This window comes from Alistipes sp. An54 (genome assembly GCF_002159375.1).
In the GTDB taxonomy this organism is placed as follows: Bacteria; Bacteroidota; Bacteroidia; order Bacteroidales; family Rikenellaceae; genus Alistipes; species Alistipes megaguti.
In genome coordinates this window covers 58,832-84,402 of record NZ_NFIA01000013.1, presented here as the reverse complement: position 1 = coordinate 84,402, position 25,571 = coordinate 58,832, and the positions used below count along the sequence as shown (strand labels likewise).

The 25,571-nt window shown below is 49.6% G+C and carries 15 protein-coding genes and 1 pseudogene; 8 read left to right on the top strand and 8 right to left on the bottom strand.

Translation table 11 applies throughout. The annotated features are described in order from the left end of the window. From B5G09_RS14210 to B5G09_RS11470, 8 genes are all read right to left on the bottom strand, one after another. Positions 1-306 (bottom strand): hypothetical protein (locus tag B5G09_RS14210; protein ID WP_087405263.1); only part of this gene is annotated, 306 nt, incomplete at its 3' end. A gap of 270 nt (positions 307-576) precedes the next feature. Continuing rightward, positions 577-666, bottom strand: coding sequence for an RteC domain-containing protein (locus tag B5G09_RS14505; RefSeq protein ID WP_262481270.1), 90 nt, complete (start codon positions 664-666; stop codon positions 577-579). After that, positions 663-1,355, bottom strand: coding sequence for an RteC domain-containing protein (locus B5G09_RS11495; protein ID WP_262481269.1), 693 nt, complete (start codon positions 1,353-1,355; stop codon positions 663-665). The genes B5G09_RS14505 and B5G09_RS11495 overlap by 4 nt, the downstream gene beginning before the upstream one ends. A 113-nt stretch (positions 1,356-1,468) precedes the next feature. Next, positions 1,469-2,863 (bottom strand): Gfo/Idh/MocA family oxidoreductase, encoded by a 1,395-nt coding sequence (locus B5G09_RS11490; RefSeq protein ID WP_241147661.1) that lies wholly within the window; start codon positions 2,861-2,863, stop codon positions 1,469-1,471. Between the two features lie 57 nt (positions 2,864-2,920). After that, on the bottom strand, positions 2,921-5,128 hold the full coding sequence (locus B5G09_RS11485; RefSeq protein WP_241147660.1) for a glycoside hydrolase family 3 C-terminal domain-containing protein: 2,208 nt from the start codon (positions 5,126-5,128) through the stop codon (positions 2,921-2,923). 210 nt (positions 5,129-5,338) lie between these two features. After that, positions 5,339-7,288, bottom strand: a complete 1,950-nt coding sequence (locus tag B5G09_RS11480) for a sialate O-acetylesterase (protein ID WP_087405267.1) — start codon at positions 7,286-7,288, stop codon at positions 5,339-5,341. A gap of 95 nt (positions 7,289-7,383) precedes the next feature. Continuing rightward, entirely contained in the window at positions 7,384-8,772 is a 1,389-nt protein-coding gene (locus B5G09_RS11475) for a carboxylesterase family protein (RefSeq protein WP_087405261.1), read from the bottom strand. A 173-nt stretch (positions 8,773-8,945) separates the two neighbouring features. Next, positions 8,946-9,518 (bottom strand): RNA polymerase sigma-70 factor, encoded by a 573-nt coding sequence (locus B5G09_RS11470; protein ID WP_087405260.1) that lies wholly within the window; start codon positions 9,516-9,518, stop codon positions 8,946-8,948. A gap of 130 nt (positions 9,519-9,648) precedes the next feature. On the opposite strand from B5G09_RS11470, the gene B5G09_RS11465 reads away from it, so the two are divergent. The 8 genes and pseudogenes from B5G09_RS11465 (at position 9,649) to B5G09_RS11435 (ending at position 25,480) form a co-directional block, all read left to right on the top strand. Continuing rightward, positions 9,649-10,620, top strand: coding sequence for a FecR domain-containing protein (locus tag B5G09_RS11465; protein WP_087405259.1), 972 nt, complete (start codon positions 9,649-9,651; stop codon positions 10,618-10,620). Positions 10,621-10,808: 188 nt separating this feature from the next. After that, positions 10,809-11,780 (top strand): annotated as a pseudogene (locus B5G09_RS14420) (carboxypeptidase-like regulatory domain-containing protein); the annotation flags it as partial. Between the two features lie 49 nt (positions 11,781-11,829). Next, positions 11,830-14,280: a SusC/RagA family TonB-linked outer membrane protein gene (locus B5G09_RS11460; protein WP_241147656.1), complete on the top strand. Its 2,451-nt coding sequence runs from the start codon at positions 11,830-11,832 to the stop codon at positions 14,278-14,280. Positions 14,281-14,292: 12 nt separating this feature from the next. Continuing rightward, positions 14,293-16,098 (top strand): RagB/SusD family nutrient uptake outer membrane protein, encoded by a 1,806-nt coding sequence (locus B5G09_RS11455; protein ID WP_087405258.1) that lies wholly within the window; start codon positions 14,293-14,295, stop codon positions 16,096-16,098. Positions 16,099-16,138: 40 nt separating this feature from the next. After that, the gene (locus B5G09_RS11450; protein ID WP_087405257.1) at positions 16,139-17,014 is read left to right on the top strand and encodes a discoidin domain-containing protein; all 876 of its coding nucleotides are present in this window, start codon (positions 16,139-16,141) and stop codon (positions 17,012-17,014) included. 152 nt (positions 17,015-17,166) lie between these two features. Next, positions 17,167-19,470 carry a M60 family metallopeptidase gene (locus B5G09_RS11445; protein ID WP_206384441.1) on the top strand — a complete coding sequence of 768 codons (2,304 nt, stop codon included), beginning with the start codon at positions 17,167-17,169 and terminating at the stop codon, positions 19,468-19,470. Between the two features lie 131 nt (positions 19,471-19,601). Then, on the top strand, positions 19,602-21,950 hold the full coding sequence (locus B5G09_RS11440) for a glycoside hydrolase family 3 N-terminal domain-containing protein (RefSeq protein ID WP_087405255.1): 2,349 nt from the start codon (positions 19,602-19,604) through the stop codon (positions 21,948-21,950). Between the two features lie 116 nt (positions 21,951-22,066). After that, the gene (locus B5G09_RS11435) at positions 22,067-25,480 is read left to right on the top strand and encodes a glycoside hydrolase family 2 TIM barrel-domain containing protein (protein ID WP_241147659.1); all 3,414 of its coding nucleotides are present in this window, start codon (positions 22,067-22,069) and stop codon (positions 25,478-25,480) included. The last annotated feature ends 91 nt before the right edge of the window (positions 25,481-25,571 follow it).

Below are 25,571 nucleotides of genomic sequence, written 5' to 3'. Positions count from 1 at the left end.
GATCCGCAATACTGCCCCTGTCTGCGTGCGCATCTCTATGCTCATCGGCATGGACTCGTATCCCGACTTCCTGCCTTTGCCTGCTTTCCTGTTTGTCAGCACAGGTTCCGGAAAACTGTCATTCCCACGCACCAGCTGAAGAAACTCTCCGGATTCCCGTTCACTGGCTTGAGCCTCGGCATATCTGCGTTTGCTTTCATAAAACCTCCTCTCGGGTATCCCGATTTCTTTCAGTCGGCTCTTGTAGGAGGCTCCATGCTCCTTGCAGTATTGAACTATCTCTGTGATTTCTTCTCGTGTAAGCATCTTTCCTTTTTGGCGCAAAGATACCTCGCGTGGAATAAATTCGCTACACGCACTTCACCGGTTGCTTACTAAAGAGCAGACATAGAGTAAAATATCAACTATTTTCTCATCATTTTCAAAAAAATAGAGAAACCAGGGTTTATGTACTGATTTCTCTAACTTAAAACAAGATATAGAGTTCGCTGTTTATCAAACACAAAGAGCTATCATACAAGACATTACAAAATTACCACACAAAAGAATACTCTATACTTTCCCTAAAATAAAGATTTACCGTTTTGGTCGGGTACGATTCATCTTCTTTAACAATGAATCAATCAGAGAATCTAGATATGGGGTGGGATTATTGCGAAGACTCATATCATAGAATGTCCGTGAAAAATTAGTATTGAATTCGATATTGAAGACTTTCTGATCTGAAGAAATGTCGCAAGTCGAGTCAACGAAATTGGGCCAAAGGAGCCCTTCGCATGCAACGCAAAGATTAATTCACAAAGATCTGTTTTACTATCCATCCAAATAAGACGTGTATCAGACTGCGCTACGAAGAAATTTGAATCGATCGCCAATAATTCATTGAGTAAATATTGGCTTAACATGTCACCGGCAAGTATTTTGGCAACACGAAAATCTCCAAACGTCGAAAACTTGGGATCCCGTTCAAAATAAAAACTATCGGTATATTGTCCGATATCATGTGAGACATTTCGCAGAAAATACACTCGGTCAAGATGGGAAGCACCACTACGGTAGTAGCGATAAAAATCCAATCGTTTGTAGTTGTAATCCTGAATATGGTCCAACTCCCTGTTCAAATAGGCTTTAATAGAATCAGGGCCAGACACCGGACGGTTCATCTCGATGTTATAGATCTTTCGATAATAGATCAGTTTGCAAAAGATTTGTGGTTTAATCTCCTTGAAAAATTCTATTTCATCAGCTTCTGAATGAAATTCATAAGTCGAAATAAATAGTTTCAACTTATCGAACACCTTCTCCAATAACAATGATATGGACAGAGCACTTGACTGAATAAGCCCTTCTGACATTTCAATATCCCGGATATTACGGTCAACGTAAAGCCACATTATATAGCTTCTCCAAGGCTGTCCATGCACGTCCCCGGAGAACGGATCTTCGGGGACGTGCCTTCAGGGACAAATTATTCGGCAAAAGCATGTCGGAAACCTTTAACTCGATTCCAGGCTCCACGCGTGAAATCAGGGACCTCAACCGGTGCAGAACCGTTCTCTATCGACAAGGCCGACAGCGGTGCCAGGCAACACCATTCAGCAAGATCATAAACATCCATATCAAGAGGAAGTCCGTTGCGCAAGCAATACACCAAGCGATAGTCCATAATAAAATCCATGCCGCCATGACCGCCTACCGCACGAGCCATATCTCCTACCTCTCGAATGATGGGATGCATATATTTTTCTACCAATACGTCCTGTTGTTCTGGAGACAAGAAACCATGTGCAGAAAGATTCTCATGATCTGGCATCTCGTCAGAGGATAGTTGATCTGCTTCCAAGGCATAGCCCTCAACAGGATACTTGTTAGCAAATCCTTTCGTTCCGGTAAGCTGATACATTCGCGAATAGGGCCGCGGTGTAACCACATCATGTTGGATATGTATCGTTTTACCTTTCTGCGTACGAATCATGGTCATCGTATGATCTCCATTTGCAAAAGATTCAGGAGCTTGTCCCGTCGTCTCCTCGATATAGGCAGGGCCGTTTACCGCTTTTGTATCCATCGATACAAGTGTGGTCATACGATCCCCTCGGTGCATATCAAGCAATTGACAGGCAGGACCCATGCCATGTGTAGCATAGACATCTCCCCGGTGTTCTTGATTATATTCCAAACGCCAGTTATTCCAATAATAAGGCCAAAATTCTTTCAAATTGTGGATATAACTTCCCTCAACGTGAAGGATCTCCCCGAAAACGCCCTGCTGAGCCATATGGAGCGTGTTCATCTCAAAAAAGTCATAAACACAGTTTTCAAGTTGCATACAATGTTTACGCGTGCGTTCCGAGGTATTGATTAGCGCCCAGATCTCATCGAGGGTCATGGCCGACGGCACTTCAATAGCGACGTGCTTGCCTTGCTCCATGGCATAAACGCCCATTATGGCATGATGTTTCCAATCGGTGGCAATGTAAACCAAATCTATATCGTTACGCTGACAAAGCTCCTGCCACGCCTCTTCCGAGCCTGAATACTCGGCTGCTGCCGGCAGCCCTGCCTTTTCAAGCATCTTTTGGCACTTGGCGACATTGCCGGGAAGAAGGTCACACAATGCCACAATCTTCGTACCTGGAATATGTATGAAACGCTCCACAGCACCAGGTCCGCGCATACCGAGACCGATGAAGCCGACTCGAACGGTATCAATCGCTGGAGCAGCATAGGCAACCATGTCAGTCTGCCCGGCGGGACGTTCCGGCACTACGGTCTGAATAGCTCGCGATGAGACGCAATCATCACTGCATCCGACACTTAATAACGCTGCAAAAACAGCGATACTGAAAATTTTCTTCATAATAGATTGGTGTATTTAGTAGTTAGTATGATTTGTCGTGCGCCTTGCACAACATAAAGTCTATGCATCGTAGTAAAAGGCGACTGTCCCTCGAATATCCGCAGACGAAACGCCTACATGAGCCGTGAAGCGACCGGGCTCAACGACCCACGCATGCTTCTCATCATCATAATATTTCAGATCATCAGGAGTTATAATGAAGTTTACCGTCCGTTCCTCTCCGGGGTTCAGAGTCACTTTCTCAAACCCCTTCAGCTCCTTGACCGGACGTGGCAACGAACTCTTCTCGTCACCAATGTAGAGTTGCACCACCTCCGATCCCGATCGCTCTCCCGTATTGGTCAACCTTGCCGTCAGATGCAGGCTGCCACTCTTCGTGAGTCGATCACGATCCATCCGTACATCTGAAATCTCAAAGGTCGTATAACTCAATCCGTGGCCAAATGCAAACAACGGGGCAACGCCCTGTTTTTCATGCCATCGATAACCCACAAAAAGGCCCTCGGCATAGCGGTTGACACCGGGCCCCGGCATATAAGAATTCGTCGCGTGCGCTCCGTTATCCTCCAGATGAACCGGAAACGTAAACGGAAGTTTACCCGAAGGATTGACCTTGCCAAACAGTACGTCTGAAAGAGCATATCCTGCCTCTGAGCCTAAATACCATCCCTGCACAACTGCCGGAACCTCTGCTATCCAGGGCATGGACACAGCATTACCCGAAATGTTCACAACCACCAGGTTACGATTCACCTGCGCCAGTTCTCGGATCAATCGATCCTGATCATAGGGAAGTGATAATGAAAGGCGGTCAGAATCCTCGCAATCCTGATGACTGTTTTTATTCAATCCGCCAAAAAAGAGAACTACATCCGCCGTTCTTGCCGCTGTAAGGGCATCAACCAACAGTTCATCAGCCGTCCGGCTCTCGGAAAGGTCATAACCCGCAACAACGCCATCGCTCATTGGCGACAGACCGCCAATATACCCACGTTCATATATCACATCGACCCGGTCTCCAACAGCTTTGACGATCCCTTCAAGCGGAGAACACTCATAGCGTGCCTTCAACGATGAACTGCCGCCACCCACGGTCATCATTTTCACGGCATTTTCTCCGATCACTGCAATCTTTTTCACGCCGGATGGATTGATCGGAAGGATCTCGCCTTCGTTTTTCAGCAAGACAATACCTTCGCACGCGATTTGTCGCGCTGCCATGAGGTGCTCGGGAGAATTCAATGACCCAAACGGCTTGCGCGTATTCATTGCCGTGCGGAAATTCAGTCGCAACACTCGGCGAACTTTATCATCCAGATCCGACTCCGAGACAACACCGCGACGAAGCAGATCCAAATACGGGAATGCAAGGTGATAGCTGTCATAGGCATTTTTCGCACCGGACGACAGTCCATTGGTCCAGGTACCAAACTCAAGATCCAAACCATTGGCAATGGCTTGCTCGGTATTGTGAGTACCTCCCCAATCTGATATCACAGCTCCGTCAAAACCCCACTCCCCCTTTAAAATATCGCAAAGCAGGCGGCGATTATGACAGCCGTGTTCTCCTCGATAGAGATTATAGGAACCCATGACAGACCAGGCGCCACCTTCCTGCACCGCAGCGCGAAACGCAGGAAGATAGATTTCATAAAGTGCTCTGTCATCCACATCCACATCCGTTGTATGGCGTGACGATTCTTGATTATTCAGCGCAAAGTGTTTGACACACGCCGCAACTCCATTCTTCTGCACTTCCTGGACATAGGGTACTACCATCCGCGAGGCCAGGTATGGATCTTCTCCCATATATTCGAAGTTACGCCCATTCAGTGGTGTACGATAGATATTTACACCCGGGCCCAACAAAACGTCCTTATCCCGATAACGAGCCTCTTCCCCGATCGAACGGCCATAGAGTGCAGACATTGCCGGATTCCACGTTGCGGTCAAACATGTCAATGCCGGAAATGCCGTACAAGAATCATTCGTCCAACCGGCCTGTCGCCATTCGTCCCAGGCGCCCTCAGCACGAATACCGTGTGGGCCATCGGTACACCACAACTCCGGGATTCCCAACCGCGGCACTCCGCGTGACGAAAATTTCGACTGTGCATGCAATACTGCTATCTTTTCCTCAAGCGTCATTCGCTTCATGGCATCCTCGATCCGCTCTTCCAACGATACGGATTCATCCAGATAAGGAGGTAACTGACGATCGCCGGCCGATGTCCCGCATGCAATCGGCAAGAGACTCCATATCCCCATGGCACAGAGGAGAAGTACCCAAATACATTTCTTCATAAAAAACATCTGATAAGGATTAGTTCACAATCAAAACATGCAATTGCAAATTCACATTTCCTTTCGCAAATGAGCCGTAAAACAACCGGTTAGACTATCACGGAACAGGACTGATACAATAGGAGCCTGAAGATATCAACAAGACAAATATGTTCCCGGTTGCGTTGCGGTTTGTTATCTGCGAATAGTCACTCCCGGCCAATCATCACTGCGAAACGGTGCTGCGGGCAGACCTTCTGTATTGAAGAGATTCGCTTCTGGATCATCGCTCCATGCATAACGTACAGCAATCGGTTTGTCAACTTCATCGCTGCAAACAGCCACCTTCCCGTCCTCGGTTATCCACGCTTTCGCCCAATGAAATACCCGATCGGAGCCCGCAACAGCAAACCCTTCTATGTACCCATATTTATTGTGCACGGCCAGTTCCGAACCATACGTATCAAAGGTCACAATGATCTTATTCCCTTCAACAACGGAGGATGCATACGTAGGGCCAGTCCAAACAAGATCCGTACGACCGTACTCCTTCGCCAGTACATTTAGTGCAAGACGGTGTCCCACATCCTGCTTGTTACGAGGATGGATATCGCCAGGATCTCCTATGTCTATGATGACAGCCTGCCCGGTTCGAGGCAGGTCAAGTGCCATTGACTGAGCTTCGCGCAACTCTGCCCACGCACTTTCTCGTGGAATCTGGGCTTCGGCCATGTAATTGGCCAATTGAACCCAATAAAAAGGATAGTCATAACCCCATTTATCCCGCCAATCAGCTATCATATTGGGGAAAAGCGTACGATAAGCGTAGGCATCTCCTGCATTATTCTCACCCTGATACCAGATAACCCCTTTTATTGCAAATCGCACGATCGGATGAATCATGGCATTATATAGTAACGAGTTAAGCATATTGGGACCGTATTGAACAATGCCATACTCACTCGTCACCACAGACGGCTTATAACTCCACTCTCCGGCCAAAGAATATGATTTACCTTCCACGTTAAGCCATATGTCCTGAGGCAGTCCAAACAGACCTCCGCCGCCGCCAGTGTCTGTTACACGGACAGTCAAGGTGTTGACTCCTTTGCGCAGAATATTTTCACCGACAGAATATCGGCGCGGGATATTATAACCCACCGTTCTGCCAATCTCCTCGCCATTGATCCACGTGATGTCGTTATCATCGATGGGGCCTAATGCCAATATCGCAGCTTTACCATCGGCTTCCTCCGGTAATACAAATTCACGTCTGAACCAAACATGGCCATCCTCTCTGGCAAGTGGCGTCAGACTCCACTCCTTCGGAATATACATTGGCTTCCACGTTGACAGATCTCCAGGATTCTCATACCAATGTTCAGTCAAGGCCGGATCTGAAGCAAAATCCGCATCATACTGTTTTTTCATAGCGACACGCTCAGGACTCGTCATCTGCGCCAACTCAATTGCAGCATTCCCATAATCACGACGAACAGACTCGGGCAGTGCCGCATATGAATCCGCACTGGTCCATGTTTCGATATCAGTGCCTCCCCATGATGAGTTGATGATTCCAATAGGAACTTTCAATTCATTCCACAGTTCTCGCGCAAAAAAATAACCAACAGCCGTAAAATCTCCTGCCGTATCGGACGAACACACCTCCCATGATCCAAAACAATCATCCAGCAAAGCCGGCGACATACTCTTTTGCACCGTAAAGCACCGGATCATCGGATAATCAGCCCTTGCGATCTCGTCTGCAGCATTATTCGCCTCTTTCACTCGGAACTCCATATTCGACTGACCGCTGCACAGCCACACCTCTCCGACCAGAACATCATCGATATCCACACGGTTCTTTCGCCCTGAAATAATCATCTTATAGGGGCCTCCCGCATGCATGGGATTCAGTTTTACACTCCATTTACCGGCCTTATCGGCGCGTGTCTTAACGGTTTGACCATTAAAGGAAAGAGTGACAGGCTCATTGCTGTCGGCCGTCCCCCACACTTGAACAATCGCATCGCGCTGCAACACCATGGCGTTGCCAAAAACAGGTGCAGGTTTGACATCGGCGAAAGCTACGGTCGAGACACCGATCAACATGATTGCCGATAAGATAAAGTTTTTCGTTTTCATAAAATGATATATGATTACAGACAAACAACTATGTTCTTTTCATTCTTAACCCATCGCAAAACGAAGCTCGGAATGCTATAAATCTTTCGACATTCTTAATCAATGACATCCAAAACCTGAATATACCGATCCTCATTCACACAAGGTCTCCAGACCGGCACCCCGTCACCATTAGGATCTCCACTTTTCGCAAAATTGGTCCAGTAGGTAACCATACGTTCGCTCAAATCATAGTCAGCCTTTGTAAATCTTCTTTTGCTTCGTCCAAGCGTACCGAACACATACCATAATTCAGCAGAATGGAACGCTCCGGTTCGGTCGTCTCCATCCATTCTCAACTCGTTCGGATATGGCGGGAGTTCCCGCGTGAAAGCGTACACATAGGCCGGCGCACGTCCCTGTTTCTCCAGAAGCAGGCTCCACTCTAAGGCGGCCCTTTTCATGATCTCGGGAGACATGTCATCCTGATTATACCCTATCATATACGGGATATCCAGCTGTTGGCCCGACAACGCAGTTTCGTTGAGGGTCCGGAGCAACAATTCGCCGTCGACCGTCAACCATGAAGAATGTTGGTAACTACCCTTGCTTGCCACATACGCCGACACAATCCGGCCAAACTGTTCCGGTGGACAGGACCTCATTGCTTCGAGCGTCGTAATGCCCGCCAAATCCCACATCTCCTTATTGATCTCTTCAAGTTTCGCTCGTGGCATCGGTGCAAGAGGCCCATTTAAACCTCCTCCGCTTTGAATAATAGCCTTGCTAATCAGACCTTCGGTCAAAGGAGAGGAGGCCAGTGCCTGCACGCTACACGCTCCGGCACTCTGACCGAAAACCGTAATATTATCCGGGTCTCCACCAAACTCCCGAATGTTTCTCCGCACCCACTTCAATGCCGCCAACTGATCGAAAAGACCGTAATTTCCCGACCCGTTCCCCACATTCTCAGCAGTAAGCAACGGATGAGCCATAAACCCGCATAACCCCAATCGGTAATTAATAGTGACAAGTATTACGCCTTTCCGTGCAAAGGCTTCTCCATCGAACTCTTTTTCATGACCAAAACCTCCCGAGAATGCTCCGCCGTGGATCCAAAACATCACCGGAAGTTTTGCCGATGGACGGCCTGCCGCTGGCGTCCATATATTCAGATAAAGACAATCTTCACTGCGTTGCGGATCGCCATCACTAAAAAATTCCCTGAAATAAAACGAACGTTTATCTTGGTCTCCCTGCAGAGAAGCCGGACCAAATTCATTGCAGGGACGAACGCCATCCCATGGCTCAACAGGCTGAGGTTTCTTCCATCTCAACGCCCCAACCGGAGGCGCTGCATAAGGAATACCCTTGTAGACAATTGTGTAACCGTCATCTGCGGATTCTCCTATTATTCTGCCACTCTCTATCTCCAAAACCGGAGAGTCTGCAATGGCAGACACAAAAGTGGCGCATGCGAGAACAGATAAAATTGTTCCTTTCATGGTTGATTATTGGGTTTAGTAGTTCGTCGCACTCTTGTTGCGCTTATATACGGGCAAAAACAAGGACCGCAGCACAAATACAACCGATAAGTTTCGTTTCAAAAATGGCTGAAACGAAATGTCAGTTTCTATTAAAGAGTAGCGTAACGCGAATTATACGCAAACCCGGGGAATTATTTTTTCGAAGGCGTCCGTCCTGAAGAGAAATAATCGCGCAATATAGCGGTTAGTTTTCGCTTGGCAATAGTCATTTGACTGTTGATCGTCCGTTCCGAAATTCCAAGCAGATCCGCAACTTCCCGGTAGCTTTTGCGTTCTTCCTTAATCAGGTAATAGATCATGCGGCACCTTTCTGGCAATTGCCCAAATGCTTTTTCAACCAGAGACTCAAGTTCTTCATGCAATACCTTGTCCTCGGGATCATCTCCTTCTGCAGCAATATGCAAGGTGAACAATTCTATTGGCTCCTGCCGAATACAGGACTTTTTCCGCAGCATGGACAATGCCTGATTGCGGATCGAAACATAGAGATAAGAATCAATCGATTTTACTTTGCAAAGGCTTTCACGGTTTTTCCAGAAACTCAAAAATACTTCAGCCACGACCTCCTTTGAGAGTTCTTCCGAATGAGTGAAATATAGGGCAAACGAATAACTCTTCGCAAAGTATTCTTTATATAACTTCTCGAATGCCAGATGGTTTCCCTCTGATATGGCTTTTAATAGCAATTGATCTTCCGGAGCCATAAAAAACGATTTTCACGGTAAAAGTATAAAATATGCGCTTCCAAACAAAACAAGAGATGAATTCCGTAAAAAAACTGACGGCCTTTGCGTATTTTTCCCGGCGCTTCACTCTTTATAAAAAAAAGGGAATATGAATAATCGGAAAATGGATGAAAAGATTCTGAAATCACAGAACAAAAAAGTCAACGATCATACCGTTGACGACGCACATAACGATGACTTTACCACACAAGAGGCTGAGCGAATCATCCGGCGAACAACGATCGAATTCGGACCCAAAGACCAAGACCAACTGTCGCGGATACAAGAAGAAACATGGGCGGAGATTAGAACTCGCCTTTCCGATCAGGGCCGCACGGTTAGCTTGCGTCGCCGAATCGTACGTACGACTGCGGCAGCAGCGGCAATACTGGCTGCTGGAATAATGACTCTATTGCTGCTCGAAAGGCCCGTAGAGATGATTGTTGTGGAGAACATGGACTCCGGAATTCGCGAACTCATGTTGGAAGACAGTACGCACGTTTGGTTGAGAAATGGTGCGAAATTATCCTACCCCAAAAAGTTTGCGAAGAACGAACGTCCCGTAACACTCACTGGCGAAGCTTTTTTCGATGTGGCAAGAGATACTTCACGCCCCTTTACGGTCAACACCAGCGCTGTGGAGATCAAGGTTCTGGGCACCCGCTTCAATGTTCAAACAGAACAAAATGGCAATATTACTGAAGTGGCGCTGGAAAGCGGTTCCGTAGCTCTACATATGCCTGGAGCGGATGTCGCGGACGTGAAAATAAAACCGGGCGAATTGGCTGTGGCCAATCAGCATGACCTGTCTATTTCTGTCTCGGAAGCCGATCCATACCTGTCATCCGCCTGGAAGGAAAAGGTTCTCATCTTCCGAGCCCGACCGTTGGACTACATCCTACAAACTCTCGCAAATGCTTATGGAATAGAGATCCGGCTCGGAAATGAGAATTTGGGAAAAACAAGCTATACCGGCAAATTCAAACGTTCGCTACCGCTGGAAGAGGTCCTGACTATCATTGGAATGAGTATACCCATCGAATATGAATTCAACGCGGATGGCTCGATAGACATCAGATAATGTCAATCGCAGCCCCTGCGGAAAAAGAAAAACTACTGACCCTAAACCCTAACGCTTAAAACGGTATCTGACATGAATACATCCTGATTCTTCATAAAGAAGTTCGGGAGATGCTGCAACATCCCCCGATTCGCAGACTAATCGTACACATCTGACATGAATACTAACTAATCCAACACCACAAAGGTATGAAAAAACATTCGATAATAAGGAGTTCCACTCCCCTTTATTATCTGAAAAAGTTTCTGCTACCCATGAAACTGACTTCCATTCTGTTGCTCACTACCATCTTGCAGGCACCTGCAAAAACCTCATCCTCGACAACGTTCAGCATCCATCATGCCGACATCTCGCTGGGACAGTTTTTTGAAGAAGTAGAACATAGCAGCGATTATACATTCCATTACAGAGCAAACGAAATTGACACAAACGAACGAGTGTCCGTAGATGTAACGGACGCTTCCATCCAAGACCTGCTCGACGAAGCTTTCGCTGAAACAGGAATCTCCTACTCAATCCGCAACTCCAGCATTATCCTCTCCCGGAAAAGTGCTCCGGCTCGCAATGAAGCTGTTCCCTCCCGCATAACCATCACGGGTACGGTGCGCGACACCGAGGGTGAGCGATTGGCCGGTGTGACTGTCATGGTCAAGGGTACGACTGACGGAACGATCACCGACCAGTGGGGCGAATACGAAATCCGCGTATCGGGAGAGGGCGCCCAACTCCAGTTCTCGTTCCTCGGATTCGATCAGCAGACTGTAACCGTTGGCCGCAAGACCGAGATCAACGTAACGATGAAACAAGGCTCGCAGATAGTCGATGACGTAGTGGTGGTGGGTTACGGCACACAAAAGAAGGCAAGCGTTGTCGGATCGGTACAGAGCATCGACATCGACAACCTGCGCGTCCCCAGTTCGAACCTCTCCACAGCCTTTGCAGGCCAACTGGCCGGTGTGATTGCCGTTCAGCGTTCCGGTGAGCCGGGAGCCGACGGCGCCGACTTCTGGATCCGGGGTATTTCGACATTCAGCGGCATGACTTCACCGTTGATCGTCATCGACGGCGTGAAGGCTTCGAGCGGCGATCTGAACGCACTAGACCCGGAAATGATCGAAAGTTTCTCGATCCTCAAGGATGCAACGGCCACGGCTCTCTACGGTTCGCGCGGTGCCAACGGTGTGATGATCGTAACAACCAAGTCGGGACGTGATCTTGACAAACCGCACATCAACGTCCGCGTCGAAGGCTCATACACCATGCCAACAAAGGTTCCTTCATTCGTGGACGGCCCGCGTTTCATGGAGATGTACAACGAAGCACTCTATTCCCGATCGGGGGGGGGGTACACCCGTCGGGCTCTATTCTCAGGAGAGGATCGACGCAACGCGCCTCGGACTCGACCCATACGTCTTTCCAAACGTCGATTGGTACAACGAAATGTTCCGCAAAGGCTCAATGAGCCAGAACGCCAACATCTCGATCCGAGGAGGAGGCCGCAAGATGGACTATTTCAGCAGCGTGTCGTTCCATAACGACAACGGTATGCTGAGAAACTCCGACGTTTTCTCCTACAAAAATGACCTGAGGGTGCAGCGTTATGTACTACAGAACAATATCAACGTCTATGTAACTCCCACGACGCGTCTTACGGCAAAAGTCAACGCACAGCTGCGTGACTACCACGGATCCCACATGTCGGCGCAGAATATCTTCGGAATGGTGATGGATGCCAACCCCGTAGATTTTCCCATCATGTTCCCCGGACAGCCCGACGAGTATGACTATGTACTCTGGGGTGGCAAAACCGGTGGAAACTACGGTTCGCATCGCAACCCATACGCCGAAATGGTGCGTGGTTATCAAGACAATTTCCAGAGCACGGTACTTGGCAACATCGAACTGCATCAGGATTTCAGCTTCCTGACCGAAGGCCTGACAGCCAGCGCCATGTTCTCGTTCAAGAATTGGAGTTCCACTACCACCACGCGCGTAGGCGGATATAACCAGTTCCAGGTGGACAACTACACGTGGAATGGCGATCATACGGGCATTTCAGGATATGATCTCGTGATGTCGAAAACCGAGCAGGATCCAACGCTGACCTTTGGCTCGGCATCGACTGGAGACCGCCAAATCTACATCCAGGCGATGATCAACTACGACCGCACCTTCGGTGAAAAACACAACGTGACGGGAATGGTCGTCTACAATCAGGAAGAGTACAGCACGAACCAGCCCACCGACTTCATCAGTTCTCTTCCCCAGCGCAAGCAGGGTATCGCGGGGCGTCTGACTTATGCCTATGACCACAAGTATCTGTTCGAGGCCAACTTCGGATATAACGGCTCGGAGAACTTCGCCAAGGGACACCGTTTCGGATTCTTCCCTTCTGTGGGTCTGGGTTACGTGATCAGCCGTGAGAGCTTCTTCCAGCCGATCATCGACGTGGTCAGCAATCTGAAACTACGCGCATCGTGGGGTCTGGTCGGTAATGACCAGGTAGGCGCAGGCCAGCGATTTGTTTACCTGTCGAACGTCGTGTTGCAGGATTCCAGCCTGAGCTATACGACCGGACGAGACCAGAATTATGACCGCCAAGGCCCAAACTACAAGCGCTTCGCGAACCCAAATATCCAGTGGGAGGTAGGTGAAAAGTGGAATGCCGGTATCGACCTGGGACTCTTCAAGGGAAGCCTGAATATCTCGGCCGACTTCTTCAAAGAGAAGCGCCGCAACATCTTCCTCGAACGGCAAAACATTCCCGATGTGCTCGGATTCAACCCGACAAGCCAGTGGATAAACATGAAGACCGTGGTCTACGGAAACCTGGGCGTCGTCGACAACCGAGGCTTTGACCTCTCGGCCGACTACTCCAAGGTATTCTCGAAAGACTTCTCCATTACGTTCAAGGGGACCTTCACCTTCGCCAGAAACAAGGTGCTTGAATACGATGAGCCCGACTACCAACGCTATCCCAACCTCTCGATCGTCGGACACCCTATCGGTGCCTATTCGGTCTATGTCGCCGACCGTCTCTTCATCGACCAAGCCGAAATCGACGCCAGCCCCGCGCAAACGGCATTGGGAGGACTGGAAGTACGCCCGGGAGACATCAAGTACAAGGACATTGCCGACGTAAACGGCGAAACCGACGGTATCATCAACGCCAGCGACCGCGTCTACTCGAAATATTCGAGTACTCCGGAAATTGTCTACGGCTTCGGACCGACCATACGTTACAAAAAATGGGACTTCTCGTTCTTCTTCCAGGGCGCGGCTCACGTACAGCTGCTAATGTCGGGCATCCATCCCTTCGGAACCGACATCTCTCGCAACGTACTGGACTACATTGCCGACGACTACTGGAGCGAGAGCAATCCGAACATTTGGGCCAAATATCCACGCCTGAGCAAGGAAGACAACCCCAACAACACGGTCGCATCTACCTACTGGCTTCGTAACGGATCCTTCCTGAAACTTAAGAACGTAGAGGTGGGATTCACCCACAAGATGATGCGCATCTATCTGAGAGCCACAAATCTGTTCACAATTTCCGAATTCAAGTATTGGGATCCGGAAGTAGGTAGTGGAAACGGTCTCGGTTATCCGACACAACGGGTTATCAATCTCGGAATCCAATTCAGTTTCAACAAGTAAATTCTGTGAGAAATGAAACGAAAAATAACGATACTCACACTCCTGACAATCGTCTTTTGCTGCTATTCGTGTAACTATCTGGACATCGTTCCGGACGAATTACCTACCGAAGAAGACGCTTTCAATGATCGCTATGCAGCTGAACGATACCTTTATTCCTGCTATTCACACCTGCCCAACCAACGTAATGGCGGCGTTTGGCTCATGTCAACCACCGAGGTTGCATCCAGTCTCGAACAGTCTTTCCTGCAGGGCAGATATTCTGCCACCGCTCCGGGCTACTACACGTATTGGAGTATCTGCTACGGCGCCATACGTCGTTGCTATCTGCTCATTGACAATATCGACTCCGTGCCGAGACTCGATGAAGAGACCAAAGAGAACTACAAGGCCGAAGCCCGTTTTCTGATCGCTTACTACCATTTCCTCCTGTTGCGTGCATACGGCCCCATTCCCATCGTGGAAAAAGCCTATGATCTCGACACGGAAATTGCAGAGTTCCCGCCGCGGTCCAATTTCGACAAATGTGTGCAATGGATCTCTGATTTGTACGATTACGCCTACAATGGCCTGCTCGAACAGCAACCCACAAACTATTACGGTCGTGCAACCCGTCCGGCAGCCAAGACCCTCAAGGCCCTACTGTGGCTCTACGCAGCATCACCGCTCTTCAACGGCAACACGGAGTTCTACAGCGATTCGCTAATCGATCCCGAAACAGGAGAACACCTGATGCCACAGAATTACGACGCAAACAAATGGAAGAAAGCTCTGCAATATGCACTTGAAGCGGAAACCTCGTGTAACAAGAACGGTATCAAACCCTACGACGGAAACCCTGACGATCCTGATACCGGAGAGATGCCGTACCCATCGAATATTTTCGAATGGCGTGCACGCATGACCTATATTGACCGTAATACCAACGAGTTGATCTGGGCTGACACGCGCCGCGAAAGCACCTATGACCTCCAGAATAATGCCACGCCCTACGATAACACGGGACATTCGTGGAGTAATATTGCTCCGACATTGGAGACTGTCAAACGGTTCTACACCGAAAACGGTCTGCCCATCGACGTGGATCCGGCCTACTATTCCCAGGCAGAATGGATGCAAACCGATTCGTACGAGGGAGAGTTAACCGCCAAACTGCATCTGAAGCGTGAACCGCGATTCTATGCGTGGATCTCGTTCCACAATGGTTGGTACGAAATGCAAAAGGGGGATGCAAAGCGTATACGCACATCTTACCGCAAAAACGATACCTATGGAATCGGTTCGCGAGACCGGGATTACAGCATGACGGGGTATCTGATGAAGAAAAGCGTCAGCCCATCATACAACACTATGGCCGGCCTTACACAGTTCCCCTTCCCGATTATTCGGTTGAGTGAACTCTATCTGATCATTGCCGAGGCTGCTGCCGAAGCGGGAGAGCTCGAAACTGCAAAAAACTATCTGAATAAAGTACGCACCAAAGCCGGCATCCCTACGGTCGAGGAATCGTGGAAAAAGGTACCAGGGGTGACTCTTGATCAGAATAAATTGATAGAGATCATCCGACAAGAACGACTCATCGAACTCTTCATGGAAGGGAATCTCTTATGGGACGTTAAACGCTGGAAAGTAGCCGAACAATATGTCAAGACGCCCACAGGATTGAACATCATGGGGGCTACCGATGAGGAATTTTTCCAAGAAACGCCCGTTTCGCTCTGCAACTGGTCCTTCAACAGCCCGACCAACTACCTGCTTCCCATTCCGGAGAAAGACGTGAATGTAGTGCGCCGATTGGTACAGAACCCAGGTTATTAGACCTTCAGGTTATGCTCGTCAAACCATTAAATGAAAAAAAATGAAAAAAATATCAGAATTGCTACTTCTGTCAATTGCAGCATTATTGGCCACAAGCTGCAATGATGACAGCGGAGCTGTCACTCCGGCAATGATCTCGAACTTGCAGGCAGAGCCGCAAGAAGGGGCCATTCTCCTTACGTGGGACAACCCCACCGAAGGAGACTATCTCTATGCTCAGGTTCAATATGTAGATCCGTTGACAAATGAACTCAAAAAAGTAAATGTCAGCCATTTTGCGGACGAATATCTCCTCTCTGGACTTTATCAGAAGAACGGTGCATATACTTTCAAAGTCTATTCCGTGAGTTCGACCGGAACCGTCAGCTCGACCTGGGAGGAGGTGAGCGCCACCGCGCTCCGCGTGCCTCCTACCGTCACAGCCGGCCCCCCAGAACCTATCCAACTGTCAGTAGATATGCTTTCATCCGACTTCACGGAACCGCAGGAAGGTAGTTTGGCAAATCTGATTGACGGCAATCCAGCCACATACTGGGCTTGCTTATGGAGTAGTACCTCTGACTCTTATCCACAGTGGATTCAGATTGACCTTAAGGAACCGGTGCAAGGCGTGAAAATCAAGACAACAAACCGGGCCACCACTGGATACACTCCGAGCGTGGTCGACATTCAGGGGAGCAACGATGGTGTGGATTGGACAACATTGGGCTCCATTGCCGCCGGCACGATCCCGGACGTATCAAATGGGGTTTATGAGACTCCCGTGATGTCCCTATACCCCGAAACAGGAGCTACTTTCACCAAGATTCGATACACCGTGAACAAAGTTGTCCTGCAGGATACATGGCCTCTCTGGTGTATGGCGGAAATCGAGCTCTCCAAAGTCTCTTTTGAGGTCATCGACCCGGAGGCATGATAACGTTATGCGACGACGGCATGGGCTGACAGAATCGGCCCGTGCTGTCCGCAGCATCCAGCGGCAGGCGGAACTCCGCTCCGCCGTACCCGGATACAATCCACGACAGAGCGTCCAGGTAAATTGACCAACACAAATCATATACCATGAAAATGAACACATTATTGATGATTCCGCTGCTGTTGTTGGGAGCAAACTCATGCAGCAGCGCAGATGAAACGACGCCCGGCCCCACCACCCCGTCGCCGGATACCTATGTCCCGGGCAGCACCGCAGGCATCGACGGCGACATCCGGATCGAGATCGCTTCGGGTGAAGCCAGCGAGTTCCAGTCAGGCGAAAATATCGAAAAGTCGTGGGACGGCGACATGAGTACCCTCTACCATTCGCCGTGGTCGGGACCGGCCAACTTCCCGGTTACCCTCGAATATCGGTTCGAGAATCCCGAGAATGTCGACTACATCGTCTATAAATCCCGCCAGGATGCCGAAAACGGACTGTTCGGAGAGTTCGAACTCTTTGTCGCCACCGAAGCCGAGCCTGAATTCGTCAAACTGGGCGACTACGATTTCCAAATGAGCTCCACACCCTCGACGATCCTCTTTGACCGGCGGATTGAGGGTGCCACCGCTTTCAAATTCTCCGTCAAGAGCGGCGGCAACGACTTCGTCAGTTGTGCCGAGATGGAGTTCTACCGTTACGGCGACAATAACCTTACTGCCTACAACGAGATCTTCGCCGATGAGACGCTCTCGGAATTGCGATCCGATGTGACGCGCGAGCAAATCGAAAAAATGGACAACGAATTCTTCCGGACAATCGCCCTCGCATTACTGGACGGAACCTATGAAACGGAGTTCCGCGTACAGGAATACGAAGCCTATCCGACGCTCAAAGAGACAGCCAAAATACTGAAAACCAGCAATTACAATCCCTTTGAGAATCCGACGGGAATCTACTTTCCGTCGGGCAGCGACGTCGTAGTGATAGTGGGTGATACCTACGGGGAAAGTCTGGCCTTGCGTATTCATAATTTTTCCAACGACTCCGACGACACCTTCGCCCTGCGCACGGGAATCAACAAGTTATCGGTGAGAAGCAATGGACTGGGCTATATCTCCTACTACACGACCAACTGGAAGAACGCCAAACCCGTGAAAATTCACATCGCCAGCGGCAAGGTTAATGGCTATTTCGATCTGGCAAAGCACACATCGGCCGACTGGAAACGGCTGATCGACGGCGCCGTATCCACCTATTTCGACCTGAAGGGAAAGAGCGTGAACCTTGCCTTCACGACCGAGGACCTGCGCACATACTGCTCGGACGGATACGAACTTATGCAGGTCTACGACGAACTGGTCACCATGGAGCACGAAATCATGGGGCTGGTCAAATACAACCTCCGACCCAAAAACCACATGTTCGGCCGCACCGTCGCTTCGGGATACTTCGCCGACGGCGTGGGCGTGGGCATCGACAAAAATTCGATGAAGCAGGCCGTCGACGTCAGTCTGATCCGCAATTATATTTGGGGACCGGCCCACGAATTTGGCCATGTCAACCAAATACGTCCCGGATTAAAATGGTTGGGAACCACAGAGGTAACGAATAACGTCTATTCAGCGCTCGTGTCGTACCACTACACGGGTACGATCTCTCTCGAAACCGAGAATTGTCAGATCGACACCAATGGTAATCGTGAACTCGGCGGTCGCATGAATTGCTACCTTACCTATGGTGTCGCTCATGGTGAACCGTGGATGTTCCAGTTCGGACAAGACAAGATGACAGGGTATGCAGAAACCGGAGGCGACCATATTGTCAAATTGTGTCCATTATGGCAATTGATGCTCTACTACCGACTATCTAATGGAGCCTCATGGCAGAAACCCGATTGGTACGCGGACGTAGCGCAGATCGTACGGGAAACGGATGACGCAAACTTCACCAATGGACAACACCAACTGAACTTCATGCGCAACACCATGGACGTCATCCATGAAGATTTAACCGATTTCTTCATCACTGCCGGGTTGTTAAAACCCATTGACAAAACTTTCGACGACTACGGCGTGGGGACTATCACAATTACCGAGGAGGATGTGGCAGAACTGATTGACTACGCAAAGAAGTATCCCAAACCCGCCTCTCCGGTTATATACTACATCTCGTCTCAAAGCCTTCCGGCTTACGTAAAGCAGTTACCCGTCGAGGGCACGTATGGGAACGGCATTACAGATAATGGCAATGGCACATTCACCGTATCACACAACATTTGGAAAAACGTGACGGTCTTCGAGACTTACCGTGGCGAAACACTCGATCGCGTAACCATGGTAGGCACTGACTCTCCGGATCGCAGCAGCACACTCGTGCGCTATCCCGCAGGATCGACCCGCATTGAGGCTGTTGCCTGGGACGGTAAACGTACTCTGGTTTACGGGACGCGTTAGTCTTGTTCCAAAACAGAATGCAATCCAATGAGAAGAAAGGATGGCAACTAACGCCCGTTGACAATGAGCGTGTCAGTTGTCATCCTTTTTCATTATCTGAACAATCATTCAGTAATATTCCAAGTCCAGACATGAAACGTAAAATCAGCATACTTACTGTTTTTTTTCTAACCTTTATCGTGCTCTCCGGCTTTGCACGCAAGGCCGAAAAATACATGGATCCGACACTCCCTGTAGAGCAACGGGTCGAAGACCTGCTTAAACGCATGACTCTCGACGAGAAAATCGCTCAAATGGACATGGTGGGAGTATGGTCGTTCGATGAATTCAAAGAGAGCGAAATGATCCGCACTACCGGTGTAGGAGCATTTATTGGCGAATTGACACCAGAACGCTACAACGAGGTGCAGGCGCTCTCGGAGAAATCCCGCCTGAAAATCCCGATGCTCGTCGGCGTGGACGCCGTGCACGGATACGGCGTACTGCAAAACCGCACGATCTTCCCCACATCCATATCCATGGCCGCAACATTCAATCCGACACTGGTGAACCATGCTGCCCAGATTGCAGCCAAGGAGATTCGAAATGCCGGAAACCAATGGACCTTCGCACCAACCCTTGATATCGTGCAGGACGCACGATTCGGACGAACCGGCGAAACTTACGGCGAGTGCCCGTTTCTGACGACCGTCATGGCTCGCAGTGCCATCAGAGGCTATCAGAACCACGAAAATCCGCAACATCGTGTCGCGGCATGCGTCAAGCACTATGTGGGCGGCGGCGCCTCGGTAGGGGGTGTAAACCATGGCAATGCCGAAATCTCGGAACGGATGCTCCGCAGCGTGTTCCTTCCGCCCTTCCAGGCTGCCGTCGAAGAGGGGGTGATGACACTCATGCCCGGGCACAACAACGTAAACGGTATTCCGATGCATGCTTCCAAATGGTTGTTGACCGACATGCTCAAGGAGGAGTTCGGATTCAACGGCTTCATCATCACGGATATGGGAGACATCGAAAACCTGCGGGAAGATCGCATTCACGACGTAGCTGCGGATCAAAAAGACGCCGTTCGTCAAGCAATCTCCGCCGGAGTAGACATGCACATGTTTACGACCGATAATACGGAACAAGGGCAGCAAATGTTTCAAGGCAACCTGCGCGAACTCGTACGCGAACACAAAATCTCCATGAAGACAATCGATCAAGCCGTCCGACGTATCCTGACCGTGAAGTTCGAGTTGGGACTTTTCGAGAACCGTTATGTTGAACTCCCGACGGAGCAAAACCCCGGGTACGGAGGGGACGAGGCCAACAACCTGGCTCTGGAGGCTGCACGCCAGTGCGTCGTACTGCTTAAAAACGAAGGGGGACTGTTACCGCTTGACAAAGCGAAATATCGCCGGATTCTCGTCACTGGGCCTAATGCGGCGAATCAGTCGATGCTGGGAGACTGGACGACACTTCAACAAGACGAAAATCATTATTATACGTTATTGCGCGGTATTCGTGAATGCGTGGGTGACACGTGTGAGATCGTCTACAGCAACAGCGGCCGCATAAAAGGCAAGAAATCGGACGTCACGGTAGAAACCACCGATCCCGTTACGCAGAGCCGTCAATTGGAGGAAGGCGGAGAACTAAACGAATTCGCAATCGAAGACGCCGTCGAAAAAGCGAAACAATGCGACCTTGCGATCATCGCCGTAGGAGGGTACGGAATACGCACAGACTGGGGACTACGTACTTATGGCGAATCTGCGGATCGGCCAACCATTGATTTCTATGGCAGACAAGAAGAACTGATTCGCAGAATTGCCGAAACCGGAATTCCTGTTGTTGCGGTAATAGTGACCGGTACGGCGCTTAACAACCCGTGGACTACGGAAAACATTCCTGCAATTGTGAATGCCTGGGAACCAGGAATGTATGGCGGGAAAGCCGTCGCGGAAGTGCTCTTCGGCCAAGTCAATCCCTCGGGCAAACTCCCCATCACAATTCCCAAAACCGCAGGACAAATCCCCATGTACTACTACCAAACAAAATCGCGCTACACAACAGGCTACGCTCTCGGCTCCGGTCGCAGCGACGACCAGCCTGCTTTTTGTTTCGGTCACGGATTGAGCTACACATCATTCGACTACAACAACCTGCAGGTTTCATCCGAACATCTTGAAGAAGGAAAACCTTTGGAAGTAAGCGTGGACATCACCAACATTGGTTCACGCGGCGGTTACGAAACAGTCATGCTCTTCATTAACGACTGTATTTCGAGCGTTGTAACGCCCCTCCACTATCTGAAAGGTTTTGAAAAGGTATGGCTCGATCCCGGACAGACAAAAACCGTAACCTTACAGGTCCCGTTCAATGAGTTCGGTTTGTGGAATGCCGACATGGAGTATGTCGTCGAACCGGGGGAGTTCGAGCTGAAAATAGGAAGCTCTGTTAACGACATAAAACTGAAAAAAACAATCGTTTATTAGTGTATGGCCTGGCAAATAAACCATCCACAAGTTCCAGACATCACACCGTCCTATCATCTATTATGAAGATTTTTCGTTTCACAGGCTATTCTGTGTTTTCTTTTGTGCTTACAGGGATGATTCTTTCCCATCCACAGATCCTTGCCGGGAAGGAAGCGCAACTCCCATACCACCGGGACATAAACGTCATATCGGTCAACAAGCAACCTCCACGCAGTTCGTTCATGGTTTACGGGAATCGGCAATCGGCACTGAGCAACGATTATTCGGCAAGTCGTTATTACCTGTTATTGAACGGCACCTGGAGATTCCTTTTCAACGACGATTTCCGCAACCTGCCCGTGGAAGCAACCGATCCTGCCACGGACGTCTCCAACTGGCCAGAGATAAAGGTTCCTGGCAATTGGGAATTCCAGGGCTTTGGTACCGCTTTGTATGTCAATCATCCATTCGAATTCGCCACTTCGAACCCAATTCCCCCGACTTTGCCCGAAACAATTCCCGGCGGGGTCTATCGCCGGAACTTTCAGGTACCGACCGATTGGGAGGGACGTAACGTATACCTCCACATTGCAGGCGCAAAATCCGGAGTGTATGTCTATGTCAACGGCGAGGAAGTTGGATACAGTGAAGATTCAAAAAATCCAGCCGAATTTTTGATAACGCCCTATCTAAAAAGCGGAGAAAATACGCTGGCGCTGAAAATTGCCCGCTGGAGCACCGGATCATACCTTGAATGTCAGGATTTCTGGAGAGTTAGCGGTATCGAACGCGATATCTTTCTCTGGTCGCAGGCTCCGGTCTCACTGGCAGATTTTCGCGTGCAATCGACACTTGACAACAGCTATTCAGAGGGGATCTTCCGATTAGAAATGGATCTTCGCAACAGTCGTACTACGGCTGCCGACGCGCGAATCGCGGTCGAATTGTCCGATGCAGAAGGTACAATCGTCTTCAACAGCCTTGCAGAGACGTCTGTCCCGGCACAAGGCAAACAGACGATGGTCTTCGACAAACGATTCGAACAAATATTGAAGTGGACGGCCGAGACACCGAATTTATACCGGCTCTTGATGCGAATTGATGCGGACAACAAGTCGGAATATATACCCTTTCGAGTCGGTTTCCGTCGCATCGAGATCCGGGAAAGCGACGAATGGCGCGAAGGCAAGCGATTACGTCTGCTCTACGTCAACGGACAACCCATCAAACTAAAAGGGGTAAACATACACGAACACAGCGAAAAAGGAGGGCACTACGTAACAGAAGAGGAGATGCGGCGCAATTTTGAGTTGATGAAGCGCAACAACATAAACTCAGTACGGCTGGCCCATTATCCACAAGACAGACGTTTTTATGAGATGTGCGATGAGTACGGGTTCTATGTCTACGACGAAGCCAATATCGAGTCCCACGGCATGTACTACACCATCTGGCAGGACGACATGCGCAAGGGCAGCGAAGGACATCTGGATGGGAAAAAGCGGGGGACGCTTGGACACAATCCTGATTGGCTTCCGCACCACATTGAACGTGTGGTGAATATGTTTGAGCGCAACAAAAACTATCTCTGTATCACGATCTGGTCGCTGGGCAATGAGGCAGGCAATGGATTCAACTTCTACAACGCCTACGTAACACTCAAGAATCTTGACAGCGGATGGATGGAGCGTCCGGTATGCTATGAACGCGCTGGTTGGGAATGGAACACCGACATGTACGTACCTCAGTATCCGTCCGCAGCGTGGTTACGCAGTATTGGTGAAAAGGGCGCCGACAGGCCTGTCGTGCCGTCGGAATACTCCCATGGCATGGGCAATTCGAACGGGGACCTGTGGGGACAGTGGCAGGCAATCTATGCGCATCCGCATCTACAGGGCGGCTACATCTGGGATTGGATCGATCAGGGTATTTTAAGGCACGATTCTGAGGGGGATCCTTACTGGGCCTACGGCGGCGACTACGGCAACGAGTTCACTCCCTCTGATGGCAATTTTCTGGCCAATGGTATCATAGGACCCGATCAGAAGCCACATCCGTCCATGAGCGAGGTAAAATATGTCCACCAAAACATTGGTTTCGAGGCTGTCGATCTGGCCCATGGAAAAGTAAAAATCACCAACCGATTTTACTTCACCGATCTGTCGGACTATCAGCTCAGTTATGCGGTATGCCGTAACGGCCATCCGGTGCGGACCGGCGTATTGGATCTCGATCTGCCTCCGCAGGAGTCGCAGGTGGTGACACTTCCCGTCGATCGACTCAAAGTCGCTCCGGGTGATGAATACTTTCTCAACTTCAAAGTTACCTCGTTGCATCCGACATCGCTCGTCCCGGCCGGGCATATCATTGCCAACGAGCAGTTCGAGTTACCATTCAAGAGCGAGAAGGGGCCCTTCGCTCCGGGGAAAAACATCGAAATGGAGGTGGAGGAACGAGAGACTACCGTATGCATACGTTCACATAGTGTCGAATTCACATTCGACACGGCACTGGGCATACCGACCTCCTATCGGGTTGACGGTACGGAGTATTTTGACAAGGGATTCGGCATTCGTCCCAATTTCTGGCGCGCTCCAACAGACAACGATTATGGCAATGGCGCCCCGCTCCGTCTGCAAATCTGGAAAAGCATTTCAAACAATCCCCAAATGAGAGCTTACCACATCACACACGGTCAAGATTGTGTGAAACTTGCTGTCGAATATGGCTGGAAGATGCCGGAAGAGGGACTGGAATACCTGTCATACCGGATGGATTACACCCTTTATTCCAGCGGAGAACTTCATTTGGCACTGCATTTCGAGCCTCAACAGAAAGAACGTCATTACAATCTGGAGCAACTGAATGCCGGGACACACGACGGTGCCATTGCCACTTCCACCCCAAAAACCGAGGATGAAATGCAAGCGGTTCACAAGGTACTCGAAATTCCGCGTATCGGAGTGCGGTTCCGCATGCCTCAGCTTTTCGACAACATCCTGTATTTCGGTCGTGGTCCCGAAGAAAATTACGCGGATCGTTACAGGGGAACTACCGTGGGAATCTATTCGGCCAAGGCATGGGACCTCTATACACCTTATATACGGCCGCAGGAAAATGGTCATCATACCCAAACACGGTGGATGGCTGCAACAGACATCCGAGGAAAAGGGCTTCTGATCGTTGCGGATTCGCTGATGGAATTCAATGCCCTGCGAAACAGTATCGAAGACTTCGATGGTCAGGATTCGGCCAAACCTTACCAATGGAACAATTTTTCGCAACAAGAGATCGACAGTCGCGACTACGACCATGCCGCCAATCGTTTGCGCAAACAGACGCACGTGAACGATATTAAGCCGCGGGATTTTGTTGAGGTATGCCTTGACGGACGACATCAAGGTGTCGCCGGATACAACAGTTGGGGGGACCGGCCACAACCTTATGCCACGATTCTCTCCAATCAGGAATACCTTTGGGGATTCACGCTGGTTCCCGTACGATCGATCCATAAAGAACTCAACAAGAAAATCAGACTGAAATACTAACCCTTTTATGACTAACATTTGTGTGAAAGACGATTCGGTTTCGATGGCTTTGCAAAAAAGTTTCACCTGTACAAGGCCATGTTTACAGTTT

Excerpts from the sequence above, each read along its gene's own strand:
- B5G09_RS11450 (WP_087405257.1), top strand. The coding sequence starts at position 16,139 with ATGAAAAAAATATCAGAATTGCTACTTCTGTCAATTGCAGCATTATTG.
- B5G09_RS11485 (WP_241147660.1), bottom strand. The coding sequence starts at position 5,128 with ATGGGGATATGGAGTCTCTTGCCGATTGCATGCGGGACATCGGCCGGC.
- B5G09_RS11440 (WP_087405255.1), top strand. The coding sequence starts at position 19,602 with ATGAAACGTAAAATCAGCATACTTACTGTTTTTTTTCTAACCTTTATC.
- B5G09_RS14505 (WP_262481270.1), bottom strand. The coding sequence starts at position 666 with ATGAGTCTTCGCAATAATCCCACCCCATATCTAGATTCTCTGATTGAT.
- B5G09_RS11470 (WP_087405260.1), bottom strand. The coding sequence starts at position 9,518 with ATGGCTCCGGAAGATCAATTGCTATTAAAAGCCATATCAGAGGGAAAC.
- B5G09_RS11465 (WP_087405259.1), top strand. The coding sequence starts at position 9,649 with ATGAATAATCGGAAAATGGATGAAAAGATTCTGAAATCACAGAACAAA.
- B5G09_RS11445 (WP_206384441.1), top strand. The coding sequence starts at position 17,167 with ATGAACACATTATTGATGATTCCGCTGCTGTTGTTGGGAGCAAACTCA.
- B5G09_RS11480 (WP_087405267.1), bottom strand. The coding sequence starts at position 7,288 with ATGAAAACGAAAAACTTTATCTTATCGGCAATCATGTTGATCGGTGTC.
- B5G09_RS11455 (WP_087405258.1), top strand. The coding sequence starts at position 14,293 with ATGAAACGAAAAATAACGATACTCACACTCCTGACAATCGTCTTTTGC.
- B5G09_RS11495 (WP_262481269.1), bottom strand. The coding sequence starts at position 1,355 with ATGTCAGAAGGGCTTATTCAGTCAAGTGCTCTGTCCATATCATTGTTA.
- B5G09_RS11435 (WP_241147659.1), top strand. The coding sequence starts at position 22,067 with ATGATTCTTTCCCATCCACAGATCCTTGCCGGGAAGGAAGCGCAACTC.
- B5G09_RS11475 (WP_087405261.1), bottom strand. The coding sequence starts at position 8,772 with ATGAAAGGAACAATTTTATCTGTTCTCGCATGCGCCACTTTTGTGTCT.